12 protein-coding genes are annotated in these 17,023 nt (G+C 54.3%); 4 read left to right on the forward strand and 8 right to left on the reverse strand.

Translation table 11 applies throughout. The features are described 5' to 3' along the window. Positions 1–4 precede the first annotated feature (4 nt). The 3 genes from metX (at position 5) to Enr10x_RS22230 (ending at position 2,975) form a co-directional block, all read left to right on the forward strand. On the forward strand, positions 5–1,201 hold the full coding sequence (gene metX, locus Enr10x_RS22220; protein WP_145451422.1) for a homoserine O-acetyltransferase MetX: 1,197 nt from the start codon (positions 5–7) through the stop codon (positions 1,199–1,201). A gap of 62 nt (positions 1,202–1,263) precedes the next feature. After that, positions 1,264–1,929: a methionine biosynthesis protein MetW gene (gene metW, locus Enr10x_RS22225; protein WP_232093092.1), complete on the forward strand. Its 666-nt coding sequence runs from the start codon at positions 1,264–1,266 to the stop codon at positions 1,927–1,929. Between the two features lie 221 nt (positions 1,930–2,150). Beyond that, positions 2,151–2,975, forward strand: a complete 825-nt coding sequence (locus Enr10x_RS22230) for a ParA family protein (RefSeq protein WP_145451423.1) — start codon at positions 2,151–2,153, stop codon at positions 2,973–2,975. Here Enr10x_RS22230 and Enr10x_RS22235 read toward each other — a convergent pair whose 3' ends face one another. The 4 genes from Enr10x_RS22235 to Enr10x_RS22250 form a co-directional block, all read right to left on the reverse strand. Then, complete coding sequence (locus Enr10x_RS22235) at positions 2,976–4,421, reverse strand: oxidoreductase (RefSeq protein WP_145451424.1); 1,446 nt, start codon at positions 4,419–4,421, stop codon at positions 2,976–2,978. A 119-nt stretch (positions 4,422–4,540) separates the two neighbouring features. Continuing rightward, a complete protein-coding gene (locus tag Enr10x_RS22240) occupies positions 4,541–5,224 on the reverse strand; it encodes an SDR family oxidoreductase (RefSeq protein WP_145451425.1) in 684 nt (227 codons plus the stop codon). 31 nt (positions 5,225–5,255) lie between these two features. Further along, a complete protein-coding gene (locus Enr10x_RS22245; protein ID WP_145451426.1) occupies positions 5,256–6,113 on the reverse strand; it encodes a ThuA domain-containing protein in 858 nt (285 codons plus the stop codon). 90 nt (positions 6,114–6,203) lie between these two features. Then, on the reverse strand, positions 6,204–6,923 hold the full coding sequence (locus Enr10x_RS22250) for a 3-keto-disaccharide hydrolase (protein WP_145451427.1): 720 nt from the start codon (positions 6,921–6,923) through the stop codon (positions 6,204–6,206). Between the two features lie 352 nt (positions 6,924–7,275). On the opposite strand from Enr10x_RS22250, the gene Enr10x_RS22255 reads away from it, so the two are divergent. Then, positions 7,276–7,557, forward strand: coding sequence for a hypothetical protein (locus Enr10x_RS22255; protein ID WP_145451428.1), 282 nt, complete (start codon positions 7,276–7,278; stop codon positions 7,555–7,557). A gap of 101 nt (positions 7,558–7,658) precedes the next feature. Here the strand turns inward: Enr10x_RS22255 and Enr10x_RS22260 are convergent, their stop codons facing one another. From Enr10x_RS22260 to Enr10x_RS22275, 4 genes are all read right to left on the reverse strand, one after another. Further along, positions 7,659–8,321, reverse strand: a complete 663-nt coding sequence (locus tag Enr10x_RS22260) for a SpoVG family protein (protein WP_145451429.1) — start codon at positions 8,319–8,321, stop codon at positions 7,659–7,661. A 37-nt stretch (positions 8,322–8,358) separates the two neighbouring features. Further along, positions 8,359–9,273, reverse strand: a complete 915-nt coding sequence (gene ispE / locus Enr10x_RS22265; protein ID WP_145451430.1) for a 4-(cytidine 5'-diphospho)-2-C-methyl-D-erythritol kinase — start codon at positions 9,271–9,273, stop codon at positions 8,359–8,361. Positions 9,274–9,527: 254 nt separating this feature from the next. Further along, complete coding sequence (uvrA, locus tag Enr10x_RS22270) at positions 9,528–16,487, reverse strand: excinuclease ABC subunit UvrA (RefSeq protein WP_145451431.1); 6,960 nt, start codon at positions 16,485–16,487, stop codon at positions 9,528–9,530. 87 nt (positions 16,488–16,574) lie between these two features. Continuing rightward, positions 16,575–16,970: a hypothetical protein gene (locus Enr10x_RS22275; protein ID WP_145112824.1), complete on the reverse strand. Its 396-nt coding sequence runs from the start codon at positions 16,968–16,970 to the stop codon at positions 16,575–16,577. Positions 16,971–17,023: the final 53 nt, after the last annotated feature.

Genomic DNA, 17,023 nt, shown 5'->3' on the forward strand with positions numbered 1-17,023 from the left:
TTTTATGGCAACGCAACAGGAACTTTCAGAAACCCGCCAGCAATCGGGGGTCGGTTTTGTACAAACCAGACTCGCGACTCTGTTTACGCCGCCAGACTGGCTCAAGCTGGCTGGTGGGGGAGAACTGGGCCCGATTCAGGTCGCCTATGAAACTTACGGTACATTAACGCCAGCGAAAGATAATGCGATCTTCATCTGTCATGCACTCACTGGTGATGCCCATGCAGCCGGCTATTATGAAGATGATGATGAAAAGGCCAAGCCCGGCTGGTGGGACGATCTGATCGGTCCCGGCAGAACTCTGGACACTGATAAATACTTCGTGATCTGTGCCAACGTCCTGGGTGGCTGCCAGGGGACAACCGGTCCGGGAAGTATCAACCCGGAAACCAACCAGCCATATCGCCTGAATTTCCCCTTCATCACCGTGGGCGATATCGTGGAAGTCCATGCGACTCTGACGCGTGAACTGGGCATCGACCAGTTACTGGCGGTGATTGGCGGCAGCCTGGGCGGCATGCAGGTGCTGGAATGGGCAGCCCGCTTTCCTGACCAGTTGCGCGGTGCCATCTGCCTGGCATCGGCGGCACAGCTTTCTGCCCAGGGAATCGCCTTCAACGCCGTCGGTCGACGGGCCATCAAGACCGACCCTGAGTTTAAAGATGGAGAATACGAACATGGTGCCGGTCCCCGCTACGGTCTGGCGCTGGCCCGGATGATTGCCCACATCACTTATCTGTCCGATCAATCCATCGAGATGAAATTCGGTCGTCGATTGCAGGACCATGACACGTTCACTTACGAAATGCTGCCCGAAGTCGAGTTTCAGGTCGAAAGTTACCTGCACTACCAGGGAAAACGGTTTGTCGAACGCTTCGATGCCAACAGTTATCTCTACCTGACACGGGCCATGGATTATTTTGATCTGGCCTCGCAGTACGGCTCGTTGACCAAGGCGCTGGGACGCACCGATGCCCGGTTCCTGATCGCCTCGTATGATTCCGACTGGCTGTTTACTACAACACAGAGCAAAGAGATTGTCAGAGCATTGATTGAATGCGGGAAGCATGTCTCATTCATTGAGCTCAAAAGTCCCTTTGGCCACGATTCCTTTTTGATTGAAATTGAGCAGCTGCAAAAACTGATCACACCCTTCCTGGCTCAAGCCTATGAATCACTTCAGGCTGAGAAAGAGTCCTGAATTTGACCAGTGAGAATATTTCTCTCACCGGTGAGAGATTAGATAAGTGGTTAAGAAAAACTATGTGTGCAAAACATCGATACTGTATGGAAGACCCGTCACTGGATGTGACCGACAAGCTGCTGATGGAGCAGATTCAGCCCGGCAGCCGCGTGCTCGACCTGGGATGTGGTGACGGTCGACTGCTGGCGCGTCTGCGTGATGAGCGGGACGCTTCCGTTCTGGGTATGGAAATCGATATCGAGCAACATCATGGTGCCATCGCCCGTGGGGTCCCCGTCATCCAGGCCGACCTCGATGAAGGTCTGCACGACATTCCTGATCTGGCCTTTGACTATGTCGTTTTGAGCCAGACGCTGCAGCAGGTGCTGCATCCCAAACAGTTGCTGGAAGAAATGGTCCGCGTCGCCAGGCAGGCGCTGGTCGTCGTGCCCAATTTCGGCAACTGGCGGATCCGCTTGCAGGTCCTGAAACAGGGGCGAGCCCCCGTCACGGAAGTCCTGCCCTACGAATGGTACAACACCCCAAACCTGCACCTGATGTCGATGCACGATTTCCAGGACCTGATGCGGCTGCTGGGCATCGAAATCCTGAAGGAAATTCCGATCATCAATCATCGAGCGGTCGAAAAAGCCTGGCTGGCCAACTTACGAGCCCAACAGATTCTGTACGTGCTCCAGCGCCAGGAACAGCCGGCTGAGCACTCCCCCGCGCCCGCGACTGCCTGATTCGGTACCCAATACCCGGTCGATTTCGCAGCGATTTCCGGCTGGGAATTCCTGTTTCCCTGAATCCGGAAACGCGATATACTGCCCCACCTTACGGCCTGTCATGACAACAGGCCCCAGGGAGCCCGGTCAAAACCGAATCTCCCTAAGGTGATTATATTTCACTGTTTGAGACAAATTCAGCGACTCGTTTTTTAAGAGAAAGAGGGAAGGGACTCCCGATGCGTATCATAGCCATCATGAATCAAAAAGGGGGCGTCGGCAAAACCACATCCAGTGTGAATATGGCTGCCGGCCTGGCAATGCAGGGGAAAAAGGTCTGCCTGATTGACCTCGATCCGCAGGGCCATGCCTCGTTGCACCTGGGCATCGAGCCATTTGGCAATGTGCCGACCGCCTATGATGTTTTTTCCGGATTCAAAACTCTGGCTGAAACACGACAGCTGGTCGCGAAAAATTTATGGGTCGTGCCTGCCACACTCGATCTGGCCGCTACGGAACTGGAACTGGTCGATGCCGAAGACCGGGAAATCGTGCTGCGTCAGGCAATCCGGAAAATGTCGGAAACCGAAGCCTTTGATTATATCATTATGGATTGCCCCCCCTCGCTGGGCGTGTTGACGATCAATTCTCTGACGGCTGCCGACGAAGTCATCATCCCGCTGCAGCCGCACTTCTTCGCTTTGCAGGGGCTTTCCAAGCTGTTCGAAACAACGGCACTGGTCCGCCGTCGCCTGAATCGGAATCTGAAGGTTTCCGGTGTAGTGCTTTGCCTGTATGAAACAGGCACCCGACTGGCGGCTGACGTGACCGACGACCTGTGTGCGTTCCTCAGCGAAAGTGACCCGGAAGCACCCTGGGCCAAAGCCAAAGTCTTCCAGAGCCGGATTCGCCGGAACATCAAGCTGGCCGAAGCCCCCAGTTATGGACAGTCCGTGTTTGACTATTCCAGCTCGTGCCCTGGTGCCAAGGATTACGCTGGTCTGGTGGAAGAGATCATTGCCGACGAACAGGCGGAACAGCCGCCGATTCAGCAGGCTGCCTGATTACTCTTCCGAGGCTTTCTGCTTTGCTTCCAGTTTCGCTTTGGCTTCCTTCCAGAGCGGATCGTAGACCTCTTTGTCGAACGGAGGACATCCTGTGGGATACTGTCCCAATGGATGATCCTTCGTACGCATGAGGTTGGTGCAATAGGAAAAGGTCCGGCAGACCGTTTTCCGTTTCAGTTTGCCTTCTTCCTGCAGCTGTTTCGCAAATTCGGGCTGTGAGAGCGTCGCCCGTCCCATGCCGACAATCGAAATTTTCCCCTGCTCAACATTCGCTGCAGCCGCGTGCATGGCAAAGTCCTGTAGCCAGCTGTAACCACTGCCCACGACAGGAATATCGGGAACGGCTGCCTGAATCTGAGATGCGATCCGGAAATGCCGGGCCACGCCAATCAGGGGATGCTCGGGAGCGTGATACCCATCGGTCGGTGGAAATTCAGCAGGCCGCACGATATGCGGATTGGCGTAGGGATTCCCGTTGGAAATATTGATCATGCTGACGCCCCACTCTTTGAGCAGGCGAGCGACTTCGAGCGGCTCCGTCAGGTCTTCTTTGAGATGATCGTTGGGGTCAGTTCCGAAGGCGGTCTGCAGCGGAAGTTCGTGTGGACAGGGTTCTCCAATAAAATCATCCCCGGCCCCCCGATAAGGAATTCCGTCGTAACCATTCATGCGGGTGGCGATGACGAGGTTCGGACATTCTTCGCGAATCCGTTTCACGACGTTGCGAACCAGACGGGTCCGGTTTTCCAGTGATCCTCCATATTCGCCGGGACGGTTTTTCGCAGCGAGCAGTTCTGACAGCAGATAACGGTGGCACTGTTTGATATCCACGAAATCGACGCCGATCGATTCCGCCAGTTTTGCGGCGACGACATACTTGTCTTCGATTCGCTTCAGATCATCATCTGACAGAAGCGGATAACTTTCATCGACGACTTTGCCGGTCGCTTTATCAATGGTACGCGGATCCAGCACCTGGTCGTGTGTGGCGAGCAGCGGTTTTTCAAAACTGAAGCGGCCGGAATGCGTGAGCTGCAGACCGATGACCAGTCCCTCATCGGAACCAAAGACTTCGGTGTGTGCCTCGCGACAACCGGCCAGCATTTTCTCCAAGGCAGGCGCGGTCTGTTCGTTGATCATCAACTGGCGGGGATTCATCCGGGCTTCGGGACCGATGGCAGTGGCTTCTCCCCAGATCAGCGACGCGCCGCCAGCACCGAAGCGTTGATAGCGACGGTAAGTCAGTTCATCCGGAAAGCCATCCGTGGTGCCGTCACAGCCTTCCATCGGCTGGATTCCCAATCGGCTCTTCGCCTGGAGATGACCGATCTGAATCGGTTCGTAGAGCACCTTAAAATTATCAGAAACCTGAATCGGGCAGCCCAGGCGTTCCGAATCGGCGACGACATCTTCCGGGGTTTTATATTTATAAAATTTGGCCATAGCGGGAGACCTGATGCGATTTTCTTAGGTGATTGACGGCTGTTCAAAGCGGACTTTTACCGAGTGTACTCAAACAGGGGATGAATTACCATTCTGCCCGTTGTAAGGAGAACAGCAGCTTAGACAGGGACTGTGAGCGGCTGTCCGTTATCACGGGCAGAGAGCCCCAGCAGATAGGGAACGGCCACTTCCGCCCATTCTTCCGCGGTGGGGTAGTGATCCGCATGCGCGCCAAAACAGCTTTGCAGCAGACGCGTATTGATGATCCCCGGGTTCAGAGGGACCGCTGCCATGCCGCGGGGTAATTCCTGGGCCAGTGATTGAGTCAACCCTTCGACGGCCCACTTGGTGGCACAGTAGGAGGCGACTTCGCCTGAAGCCGAACGGCCCCAGCCCGAGCTGAAATTGACAATCACCCCCGACTGTTTTTCCAGCATCGCAGGGACGAAATGTCGAATCGTATTGATCGTCCCTTTGATATTCACGTCCACGATGCTGTCAATCTCTTCCGCCGGGATTTCCCACAGCGGCGCGTTGTCATTGATGACGGCGGCGTTGTTGAGCAGCAGATCGGGAGGACCCAGCTCAGAAACGACGGATGCGGCCCAGTTCTGCACGGCCCGATCATCGGCGACATCCAGCGCGGTAAACTGATGGGGCGCGCCGAACTGACTGGCCAGTTCGGCGATCGGTTCCGCTGAACGTCCACAGCCTGCCACCGTGTGACCGGCGGCAATAAACTCCGACACCATGGCGCGCCCCAGTCCCTGGGTCACGCCAGTAATCACAATCACTTTTGACATTATCAGCTTCAGTTCCTGTTCTGGTATCGGCTTACTTCTCAGCAGCCTTAGTCGCGGCAGCCGCTTTTTCATCTTCCCGTTTCGACAGTTCGGGATTGACGGGAACGGCAGCCGGGGCATCGCCGCGAATCCATTTAATGGCGCCGATCACGGAGTCCAGAAAAGCGGGATTGGTCCAGGTGGTCGGATTATGGCCCATGTTGTTCACAAAGACCTTACCCTGACCCCAATCTTTCGCCCAGGCCACTGGCACCTGATAGGGTTTTTTGGGATTACACTTTTCCATGTTCAGACTCATCAACACATGCACTTTTTCCGGCTGCCAGTTTTTGTACTGATAAATTTCGTCCTTGACCTGGAATTCCTTCCCAAACGGTTTCATTGCGGGAAAATCGGTATCGTGCACAGTAATGGTGACCGTATTTCCAGCGGTCCAGGGGTGCCCGTTGAACGAACCGCCAATCATATCCCAGTAGGGTTTGTAGGACTTGTAGGTATCCGTGGCGGAATGAAAGCCAATAAAGCCGTGACCTTTCTGCTTCAGCCAGTCATTGAGAAAGTACTGCAGATCTGCTTCCTTAATGGGGAGCATCCCCGTGGTATAGAACATGACAATGTCGTAGTTTTGCAGGTTCTCTTTTGTGAAATCGGCGGCGGCATCCTGTGTGCAGTCGACGGTGAACAGTCCGGAGTCTTTGCCGAGCTGAATCATCGCGACTTCAGCGGGTGCGAGCTGTTCTTTCTGCCGTTTGACGGATCCATGTGTGTAGCCCTTACTTTGAGTCAGCATCAGGATCCGGGTTTTGCCTTCGGCTGCCTGCGTCTGAGCTGAAAAAGTCAGAACAGTGGCCAGTACCAGACAGCAGGCTGTCAAAAATCGTAAACTCATGGTGATCGCTCCCAGTTGAGAATGAATGATACGCGGAATGCTCAGCGCCTATTTTAAGAGATATCGAAACCCGATTGCAAAGCAGCGGGACTACTCGGTCAGTTGCTGGATCCGGATATTGCGAAATTCAACCGGATTCCCTTCCGACTGGAGTCCGAAGAATCCCTCTTTCAGTTCGCTCGGTTTACTGGAGGCAATCGGAGTCCCGTTCAATACCGAAGTCAGTGCACCGTCTTTACAGATCACTTCGATCGCATTCCACTCGCCGATCGGCCTGCGCGCCTTTTCACGCGCTGCGGGGTCGTCGGTCACATCCAGAGTAATCTCCCTGCTGTTTGATTTGATATGCGCCATCTCAGAGTATTTCCCCTGCACTTCCAGACATTTGGGCCAGACGCGATTTTCGCCCGTGATGAAAAAGAGAAAACCGGTATTGGGGTCTTCATTTTTTTCCGCAGATTCAGGAAAGCGATATTCCAGGCGGACCGTGCAGTTGCCCAGTGCCACACGCGTATAGATATACCCCCGAGGCTGCCCCTGGCAGGAAATCATTCCATCCTTTTCTGTCCAGTTTTTGCCTGAGACCGGTTCTTTCGATTTTCCGGCGAACTCTTCAAAGTCCTTGAGGTGCAGCAGGGTAAAACCGTCTTCCACTTCGAATAAGGATTCAATCGTTTTTTCCGGCAAGTCGATGGCGGACACATCGCTTTGGGCTTCTTTCTTCTGTTTTTCCGTGGGTTCGGCACTTCCACAGGCAGTCAGCATACAGGTCATAAACATCAGCAGAACAAATGAAAGTTGAGTTTTCATAGATCGATTCTTTCATGAAGGTCAAACATACTTTCTCTGCTCCCGGCCCAGAGCGAAACACTGTTAATGCCTATCGTACCCTATCCTCAGGATGCACTGAAGTCTGGCGTCCCCTGTTCCAGTCAGGATGCATATAATCGATACATCTTTCTCGGACCTGGCAGATTTGCTGAATTCGGTAATCAACCAATGCGGGAGATGCCGCAGATTTTGCCGATAGAAAAAATGTACTCTCCCTTTACTGATTCGCCACGCAGGATCGACCCTGGCTATCCTTGCCGGATTCAGAATCCCCGTGCTCAGAACAGGCAGCGAAGTTTTCAGTAATCCACCGAGAAAGAAATGGGCTCCCATGCAACACCTAGTGATCTCTCCCCCCCCGGATCCAGCGAGGACGACCAGTCACACCTGTACCTCGCTGATCGAACCACGGTCAGCCGGACAGCCTGACAATTCACAGGATCTGAGCATCTCAGTTCTGGAATGGCTCAACGCCGAGCTGCGCAAAGAGGTAGAAAAGCAGGAAATTGTCGCATTTCAGCCAAACGAGAAGATGATCGATCGTTTGCAGAGCATGCTGACATCCAAAGCGACCGGCATCACCATCATGGTGGTCGGTTTATTCATCATGTAGGACGAAATGAACTGACTGGCAATCAAAGTTCGTGGAACAGTCTCTGATTCTGCTATGACTGCAGCGCTCGGCCGCATAGCAGGATCAGTTTTGAGGAATATTCAGACGATTCCCGACCCGAATGAATCCCCCTGGGATCCCGCCTGATTTTTATTCGAGGCGACCTTGTCTGCTGCAGGCTGATCGGCTGCACTGTGATGGGGCCGTTGTGCCTCTGATTTCTCTTCGGCGGCATCAATGCGAAAGACCTGGCCGTTTTTACGGATCGAAGCCGATTCGGAGCGAGCGGTCTGAACCTGGGGTGTGTCGTCGTAGTCCTCTTCGTAAGGTCCCAGCCGGGCGTAATCTTCTTCTCCAAAGTCATCGTAGCGGCAGACGTAGCCATCCTGCTGCGCGGAAACTCTTTCTTCTTCATACGCCTTGAGAACTTCTTCCTGAATCAATTCGCGACAATCGGAATTGATGGGATGAGCAATGTCGGCATACAGCCGGGCCCGGCCGGCATCATCTTTGTCGGCCCGGTTTTCATCCAGGCGTACGCCACACTGGTTACAGAATGAAGCGCGCAGATGATTTTTGGTGTGACACTTGGGACAGCGATCCATCAGCTTTCTGCTGGGCATCGCGACAAAGGCACCTTTGGCCCCCTGAATAATTTTGAGATCCCGGATGACAAACGAGACATCGAAAGTAATCGAGCAGAATGCCAGTAATCTTTCGTGCGGGTCATTCATCAATTTGATGCGTACTTCACTGATCTGCATGGCCTCACTCCATTTGTGCCAAATTAAAATTGCTCATCTATAGTCGGTTCTGGACAACAAATACATGCCCTTTCACTGTGGATCGTAATCGCGCAGCGATCCGGGAAGCCTGTGCCCGGTTCTGGCAGACACCAAAATAGGCGGTTCCGCTTCCACTCATCATATGCCCCAAAACAGACTGTTTTGAGAAGTAATCTTTTAAAATTAATATTTCGGAATTCAGCTTTTCCGCAGGCGCCTGCAGATCATTCAACATGAGGCTGGATATTGAATGAAACTGCCCAGAAGCCAGATCGTGCACCAGTTGCTCAACCTGATTTTTTGAGTGTATGCCGACTCGACACTGCCGATAAACGTCTGCCGTTGATAATCCCGACTGGGGACGAGCAATCACAAAATGGAGACTTTGGGGAACAGATACCGGTTCGATAATTTCCCCTCTCCCGCGACAGACGGCAGCATTGCTTTCTGTCAGGAAGAATGGAATATCACTTCCCAGTTCGGCCGCCAGGCCTCGTAATTCCTCGGCCGACAATCCCAATCGCCAAAGTTGATTGGCAGCGAATAAGGCTGCCGCGGCATCGCTCGATCCCCCACCCAGACCAGCCTCTGCAGGAATCCGCTTGATCAATTGAATCCGCAATCCCTGCTGCGTTCCCGTTTTTGCCTGAAGTAACCGGATAGCGCGAACTACCAGGTTATCTTCGCCAGACGGAATCTGCTGGTCTCTCGTTCGTTGGGGCTGAAGTGAATTCGCTTCGGCAACACTCAACGCAACTTCTGTTGAAGGTTCCTCCGTGAAAACTAAAGTGTCGTATATACCCACCGACAGCATCAACGAAGTAATGTCGTGAAAACCATCGGGTCGCTTATTATCGATGCTTAGGAACAAATTTAATTTGGCAGGAGCATGAACCGTCACGGAGCGCGAATGAGAAAAAGAAAAGAGCATCCGTCACATTTCCAAACTTCCTGCGGAAACGAATTTCTCGTTATATTTACAGGTCCCCACCTTCTGAATCGTGGGAGATAAGAGCTGCTTGACCTGATTTCGATTCGATTGCGATACGACGTTATAGTATGAAGGTGACTACAACGCTGGTTATCGTATCTGTTTATTGAAAAAACGTCAACATCTTTTCCCGGGGAAGCGAGTTTCCCCCTATGATATCAGGCTCTGCGGGCAGTGCCTGCACCGGGTTACATTTATCCGTTGATCGATTTTAACAGCTGCTGAAATGCTTTTGATTCCACCTGGGCCGCTTTTGTAAAGCGGATTCGTGCCTGTTCTTTTCCACGCGCATCGGTTTTTATTTCACGTTCGCTTCCCAGTTCAGCAATTTTACCCAGAGTGATCTTGCCATCAGCAGACCGGAACGTGATATCAACGCCTTCCCGCCGTTTCGTATGAATCGTCAGAAATGGTTTGCGTTTACCAGCCTGAACAAAGTTGACCAGGGATTTACTGTCCCATTGAATCGACGAATTCGCATACGTCTGCTCCAGCAGGTCAAACAGTTGATCCAGCAGTTCCGGATCCCAGGCAACCCGCTTGTTATTGGGAAACCCTTTGCGGGAAAGGTGCCATTTCTTTTTGAGCACCTTCCAGGGCATGATCTCATCCGGTTTGATTTCTTCTCGATGAATGAGCCCCAGAAACGAATCTGCAGCCGTTTCCAGAAAATCCTGGAAAGCGGGTGTTTCAATTTCTTCCAGCCAGTGAATGGTGAGCGTGACTTCCTGCCAGGGACCTTTGAGATTTTTGACGCGCACCCGGTTCGAACGTCCATAGATGGGGAGTTCATCCAGATCGTCCAGCGACTTCAGAGAGAGTTGATCGCGCAGTTCGTCCTGCTTGAACGTATTCCGCTTCACACGGAAGCTGAGTCGTAACAACCATTCATCGCCGGTGTTCGCATGCAGGAACCAGCCCTGTTTTTTGACCGGCCCGTTGACTTCGACAATACTGCGATGGTTCCAGTTGATCTCGCCAAAACCTTCTTTCCCCTCGATATAATCGATGATCGATTCCAATGCGGCGCCTTCCCACTGACAGGCGGCTCCGGAGAGGGAGACATGATCCTGGGTATGCCAGCGGCGGCCATCCTGCTGCCAGGGCATCTGCGCATCACGGCCGATCTGTTTGAGGTCGAGGTCGCCGTCCTGTTTTTCGCCGAGGCTCTGTGCATCAAAGATTTCCCGATCATGGCGTTTCCCCGTCGCCAGGATCGGCTGGAGAATTTCTCCGGTATACGATCTGAGCAGTGTCGGCTGTTTTGATTTTCTTGATCTGGTTTGTTTCTGGTAGCGTGTGGCGTGATCGACCAGTTTTTCTGGCGTGCCAGCGGCGATGATCTGACCGCCACCACTTCCGGCTTCCGGGCCGACGTCCACCAGCCAGTCGGCGGTTTTGATTACATCGAGGTTGTGTTCGATGACAATCACAGTATTGCCCAGTTCGACCAGGCTGTTCAACACCTTGAGCAGTTTGGCGATGTCGTCAAAGTGCAGACCGGTGGTCGGTTCATCGAGTAGGTAGAGTGTCTTTCCTGTATTCGGACGTGCCAGTTCAGCTGCGAGCTTCACACGCTGTGACTCACCGCCTGACAGTGTCGGAGCAGACTGTCCCAGCGTCAGATAGTCGAGCCCGATCGCGCACAGGGTTTCCATGGTACGCCGGATCGCAGGAATATTGCTGAACAGTTCCGCGACTTCGCCGATGGACATCTCCAGCACATCCGCAATCGACTTCCCTTTATATTTAACGGAGAGCGTTTCCTGGTTATAGCGTTTGCCGTTACAGGTTTCACAGGTCACCCAGACATCGGGCAGGAAGTGCATCTCGATACAGCGCTGACCGTTGCCTTCACAGTCTTCACAGCGTCCCCCCGGCCGGTTGAAGCTGAAACGTCCCGGTTGATAGCCGCGAACCTTGGCTTCCGGCAGTCGCGAGAAGAGTTCGCGGATCTGATCGAAGACGCCGGTGTAAGTAGCGGGGTTGGAAGCGGGGGTATTTCCCAACGGACGCTGATCGACGATGATCGCCTTATTAATCTGATCCAGTCCGAGCAGATCCTGATAGGGACCGGGGGCTTCCTTGGCACGATGCAGTTTCTTCGTGACCGCCCGGGCCAGTGTCTCTTCAATCAGCGAACTTTTTCCGGATCCAGAAACGCCGGTGATACAGGTGAATGAACCGAGGGGGATCTTGAGATCCACGGACTGCAGATTGTGGTGCCGGGCGCCGGTCAGTTCCAGCCAGTCTCCGGTCGGTGAGAGCGGAACTTCAATCTTTCCCTGCTTTTCGTAGATCACACGCCGTTCGCGCGGGATGGGGATCGTCATCTGGTCCGCCAGGTACTGACCGGTCAACGATTTTTTGCTACGCTTCAACTGCTTGGGTGAGCCCTTGCCCACAATCGTGCCGCCGAAGCGGCCTGCACCGGGACCAAAGTCGTACAGACAGTCCGAAGCCTCGAGCACTTCCCGATCGTGTTCGACCATCACAATCGTATTGCCGATGTCCCGCAGTTTCTTGAGCGTGTTGATCAGCCGGGTATTATCGCGGGGATGCAGACCAATGGTCGGTTCGTCGAGCACATACAGAACTCCGGTTAACGAACGCCCTACCTGCCCTGCCAGTCGAATCCGCTGGCTCTCTCCTCCTGACAGTGTGGGCAGCGGGCGGCTCAACGTCAGATAGTCGAGGCCCACATCTACCAGAAACTGCAGTCGACTGGTCGCTTCTTTGATCAGATCGCCGGCAATCTGTTTTTCGCGTTTATTGAGCTTCGTCTGTTTGATAAATTCCAGAGCGTCCTGCAGCGGTAGATCGCAAAACTGGCCGATGGTCTTCCCCTGAAAGCGGACGGCGGCGGCATCCGTCCGCAGCCGGCTCCCGTTACAGACCGAACAGGGAACTTCACCGGTCATCTCATGCAGGCGACTGCGAAACGCGAACGAGAGTCGCGACGCTTCTTCAATCGCCGGGTAGAGTCCCTTGTACTGAAACTTGATTTTGCCCTCGTCATCCAGCGAGATCCAGCGATCCTCACCACCATAGAGAATCACCCGCTGTTGTTTCACACTAAGTTGATTGAAGGGGACTTCCAGCGGAATGCGGAAATGGCGGGCGATGGCAGCCAATGTTGCGGCGAATTCGGGGCTGGTCCGCGGGTCGGGCCAGGCAGCGACTGCCGCATCCTGCAGACTGCGGTTCGGATCGGGAATCAGTTCTGCCAAATTGGTTCCCAGTTCGGTTCCGAGCCCTTCACAATATTCACACCAGCCGAGCGGGCTGTTAAACGAGTAGTTGTGAGGCGTCAGCTCTTCAAAACTCTGACCACACTGCTCACAGAAATAAAACAGGCTGAACGTCTCGAAATCCCATTCGGGCTCCGGCACATCGTCTTCGCAGTAGCAGGCATACATCAGCCCTTCACCGAGTGCCAGCGCGGATTCAACAGAGTCCGCAATCCGGGAACGGTTTTTGGCGGCAACCGTGATCCGGTCGATCACAACTTCGACTTCGTGTCGGCGACGCCGGTCGATGTCGGGAACGTCTTCCAGGCGATACGTGGTTCCGTCAATGCGAACCCGACGGAAGCCCTGCGAACTCAGTTTCTCCCAGAGTGTGTCATACGCCTGGCCCACGTTGATGTCGACGGGCGCGAGGAGCAGCAGCTTCGTTCCCTCTTCCATATCGAGAATCCGCTGGATGACTTCATCGGTCGTCTGCGTTTCGACGGGGACGTCACAATCAGGACAGTACATCTTTCCCAGCCGGGCGTAGAGTACGCGCAGATAATCATATATTTCGGTGACCGTGCCGACCGTGGAACGGGGAGAGTGACCGGTCGTTTTCTGCTCGATGGCGATGGCCGGGGAGAGACCGTGAATGTGCTCAAATTTGGGCTTGGGCATCTGTCCCAGGAACTGGCGGGCATACGCAGAGAGCGACTCGACGTACCGCCGCTGGCCTTCCGCGTAGAGCGTATCCATGGCCAGCGAGCTTTTCCCGCTGCCACTGGGACCACAGAAGACATTCATCTGGTCGCGGGTGATCTGCACATCCAGATTCTGCAGGTTATGCTGGCCGGCACCGCGGATTGTAATCTGCTGGCTGTCTTTGGGCGCTCCATTCTGTTTTGGAACGGCAGACTGCCAGCGATGATGGGGATTTGTCAGCGTGAGTGCCTGTTTGCCTTTTTTACTGGTGGATGATTTGGCAGGGACCAGTTCGGTCTGTTCTTTCAATGCCAGCCCGGTATAGGAATAAGGACAGGCAGCGACCTCTTCCGGCGTCCCCTCGATCAGAATCTGGCCTCCTCCTTCTCCCCCCTCAGGACCGAGGTCGATGACCCAGTCCGCGGTCTTAATCACGTCGAGGTGATGTTCGACCACCAGCACCGTATTCCCGGCATCGGCCAGATGATGCAGGACCTTGAGCAGCAGTTTAACGTCGGCAAAATGGAGACCGGTCGTCGGTTCGTCAAGCAGATAAAATGTATTACCGGTGGAGCGTTTGCCGAGTTCGCGGGCCAGCTTGACCCGCTGTGCTTCACCGCCGGACAGTGTAGGCGAGGGTTGTCCCAGCTTGAGATAATCCAGGCCGACGTCGTGCAGTGATTCGAGCAGCTTCAGAATCTTGGGCACGTTCTGAAAATGTTCGATCGCCTGCTGGATGTCCATATCCAGGACTTCCGCAATACTCGCTCCTTTGTAGCGGATCTCCAGCGTTTCGTGGTGGAAACGGCGTCCTTCACAGACCGGACAGGGAACCCAGACATCGGCCAGAAAATCCATTTCCAGTTTGTTGGCACCATGGCCTTCGCAGGCTTCACAACGTCCGCCGGGTACGTTGAAACTGAAGCGCCCCGCTTTGTACCCCCGCATGCGGGAGTCGGGCAGTTTGGCGTAGAGATCTCGAATCAGGTCGAAGACCTTCACATAGGTCGCCGGATTGGAGCGGGGGGTACGACCGATGGGGGACTGGTCGATGTCGATCGCCTTGTCGATCAGTTCCAGACCGGTGACTTTCTGGTGTTCGCCCGGATTGCCTTTGCCTTTGTTGACTTTTTTATTCAGCACGGGCCAGAGGATATCATTAATTAACGAACTCTTGCCCGAACCACTGACGCCCGTGACACAGATGAATCCTTTGGTCGGAATCGCAACATTGATATTTTTCAGGTTGTGATGCCGGGCTCCTTTGATCTGGATCGATTCTTTTTTGACGAGCTTGCGGCGGGTTTCCGGGATTTCGATTTTCTCTTTCCCGGACAGAAAGCGGGCTGTCACACTTTCTTTGGCTTTGAGCACACTCTGATAGGAACCTTCGGCAACAATAAAGCCGCCGCGCACGCCGGGACCGGGTCCGAAGTCGACAATATGGTCGGCGGCCCGCATGGTCTCTTCATCATGTTCCACCACGATGACGGTATTACCCTGATCGCGGAGATCACAGAGACTTTCCAGGAGCATTGTATTGTCGCGGGGATGTAGACCGATCGACGGTTCATCCAGAATGTAGACCACGCCGACCAGTCCACAGCCGATCTGGCCGGCAAGTCGAATCCGCTGACTTTCGCCCCCGGAAAGCGTGGGTGCGGTGCGGTCCAGAGTCAGGTAGTTCAAGCCACAACGCAGCAGAAAGCCGAGGCGTCCGCGGATTTCTTTGAGAACTTCTTCCGCGATCAGCAGTCCCGTTTCATCCAGATCCAGGGTTTCAAAGAAATGTGCGGCTTCCTCGATGCTGAAAGCACAGACCTCGGGCAGTGTCCTGGCAACTGCGTTCTGATCACCGTTCTCGGCGAAACTGAAAGAGGCGACGCGCACGTGCCGGGCCTGTGAATTCAAGCGGGTACCCTGACAGCTGGAACAGAGCACGAAGTCCATGTATTTTTCGAGCTGTTTGCGACGCATGGGATTGCTGGTTTTACGGTAGCTTTCCAGCAGTTCTTCCACATAGCCGTCCCAGGTGCCGCCATGCTTCCAGACGCCCCCCGAATGCCGCCAGCTGAAGGTGATGTTTCGATCGCCGGTCCCGTACAGAAACTGCTGTTGGGCTTGCTCGGGTAATTCATTCCAGGGTGTTTTCAGAAAGCTGTCGTCGGACAGTCCCAGGTCCTGCTCGATCGAACGGGCGACGCCCTGATAAATGTGTCGTCGCCACTTGCCAACTTTACTCAGCGGCCCGAGCAGTTCGAAGGCTCCTTTCTGAATCGATTTTGTCTCACTAGAGAGGATCGCCTCCAGGGGAAAATCATATCGCATCCCCAGGCCGTTACACTCACCGCACATCCCCATGGGACTGTTGAAGCTGAACAGCTGCGGTGTCGGCGGTTCGTAGCTGATGCCGCAATCCGCACAGGCATAACGCGAGCTATAGAGCTTCTCAGCCGGTTGATCGACCTGGTCCTGCTCAACAGGTTGTTTTTTAGACGGTGCCTCTTCAACAACGATCAAAGTCCCGTTGGACATTTTGAGTGCGAGCTCAACGGACTCCGCAAGCCGGGAGCGGCTGACCTTGCCAGCGACGAGCCGGTCGACCACGACTTCGATGTTGTGTCGCATCTGCCGATCGAGCTGCAATTGATCGGAGAGCTGCACCATGCGTCCATCGACGCGGGCCCGCAGGAAACCCTGCTTGAGCAGGTCTTCGAACAGGTCCTTGTATTCCCCTTTCTGCTGCTGAATCAACGGTGCCAGAATGGAATAGCGTGTTTTGTCAGGCAGCAGACCAATCGAATCAATAATTCGTTCGCTGCTTTGCGAGCTGATGGGCTTGCCGCATTTTTCACAGTAGCCCTGCCCCACGCGGGCAAACAGCACGCGGAGATAATCATAAATTTCGGTGATGGTCCCTACGGTACTCCGCGGGTTGCGGCCGCTCATTTTCTGCTGAATCGAGATGGAGGGAGCCAGGCCGGAAATGGAATCGACTTCGGGCTTGGGCATCTGTCCCAGAAACTGGCGGGCATAGCTGGAGAGCGATTCGACGTACCGCCGCTGGCCTTCCGCATAGAGGGTATCGAAAGCGAGTGAACTTTTACCGGAACCACTGACGCCCGTCATGACAATCAGTCGATTGCGGGGCAATTGCACACTGACGTTCTGCAGGTTGTGCTCTCGGGCACCGGTAATGATGATATCTTTTTGTGACATGGACCGCGTTATACCAATCGGCTGACGCCGGTATTGAAGACTGCTGACTTTGGAGGGATCAAATCGAGCACAGGGTTGCAGACCGCATCAGACCAGACCGTCGCCAAACGATTCCTCAGAATCGTCTGCCGGGTGCTCCGGTTCTGCAGGGGCTTCCGACTCAGCGTTCTCAGCAATCGCCTCCCGCTCCGCAGGTTCCGCTGCAGGAGTTTCCCCGGGTTCTTCAGCTTCCAGAGAACGGGCAGCCGCTGCGGCGCGTTCCGAAGATGACTGATCGCTCTCTGCTGTTTCAGTGAAATCGAAGTGATAGGGATCCTCGTGCAGTTTTCGCTGTTCCTCGATCAGCTGCATGAAGACGGTCTCTCCGTTGACTTCAGTCGATTTGGAAACGACGTTCCCGCTCAAACGGATTGTCTGACCGGTTTTCGGGCATTTCCAGAGCCGCCTGACATCGAGATCCAGCTTTAATCCGGGACCTTTCATGCTGTCTGTCTCTTTGCTGTAGAAGGTTCGAAAATCAACACTTTTCAGATGTG

Source organism: Gimesia panareensis (genome assembly GCF_007748155.1).
In the GTDB taxonomy this organism is placed as follows: domain Bacteria; phylum Planctomycetota; class Planctomycetia; order Planctomycetales; family Planctomycetaceae; genus Gimesia; species Gimesia panareensis.